The sequence below is a fragment of the Methylobacterium sp. WL6 genome (assembly GCF_008040095.1).
In the GTDB taxonomy this organism is placed as follows: domain Bacteria; phylum Pseudomonadota; class Alphaproteobacteria; order Rhizobiales; family Beijerinckiaceae; genus Methylobacterium.
The window spans coordinates 1-782 of record NZ_VRVH01000632.1; the positions used below are offsets into that span (position 1 = coordinate 1).

General features: G+C 75.4%; 1 protein-coding gene and 1 pseudogene. Both read left to right on the forward strand.

Translation table 11 applies throughout. The features are described from left to right. Positions 1–489, forward strand: a 489-nt coding sequence (locus FV230_RS28880; RefSeq protein ID WP_147844793.1) for a Tim44/TimA family putative adaptor protein, incomplete at its 5' end; no start/stop codon positions are given. A 31-nt stretch (positions 490–520) separates the two neighbouring features. Beyond that, positions 521–782: pseudogene (locus FV230_RS30415) on the forward strand (hypothetical protein); the annotation flags it as partial.

Genomic DNA, 782 nt, shown 5'->3' on the forward strand with positions numbered 1-782 from the left:
GCGCGCGACTGGCGCGGCATCGCCGAGCCCGGCTCGGCGGTCGCCCGCGGCCTCGAGGCGATCGTCCAGGCCGAGCCCGGCTTCGAGCCGCGCGCCTTCATCGAGGGCGCCAAGGGCGCCTACGAGGCGATCATGATCGCCTTCGCCAAGGGCGACCGGAAGACCCTGAAATCCCTGCTCTCCCGCGAGGTCGGCGACGCGTTCGAGCGCGCCATCGCCGAGCGCGAGAAGAACCGCCAGACGGTGGAGACCACCTTCGTCTCGATCGACAAGGCCGAGATCGTCGCCGTTGACGTGCGGAACCGCGTCGCGCAGGTCACGGTGCGGTTCCTCTCCAACCTCATCACCGCCACCCGCAACGCCGACGGCGTCGTGGTGGACGGCAGCGCCGAGGCCGTGGTCGAGGTGCCCGACGTCTGGACCTTCGCCCGCACCCTGGGCACCCGCGACCCGAACTGGCAGCTGGTCGCGACCGAAGCCGGGGCCTGAGGGCGCCCGCGCAGCCATCGTCCCGAGAGCCATGCCGCCCCGACACCCGCCCCGTCCGACCGCAGCGTTCCGCGCTGCGGTCGCTCTCGTTTCGGGGGCCGCCGCGGCGAGCGCCGCCGAGCCGCTGCGCGTCGGCAACGCCGTGCTGGAGCCGGTCGCGATCGCGGCCCTGCCCGGCTGGCAGGCGGACGAGACGGCGGCGGCCTTCGAGGCCTCCGCCGGACCTGCGCCGCGCCCGGCCCCGATCCGGCGCAGGCAGCCGGCGTCGCCGGGTCGCCGGCCGACCTCGCCGC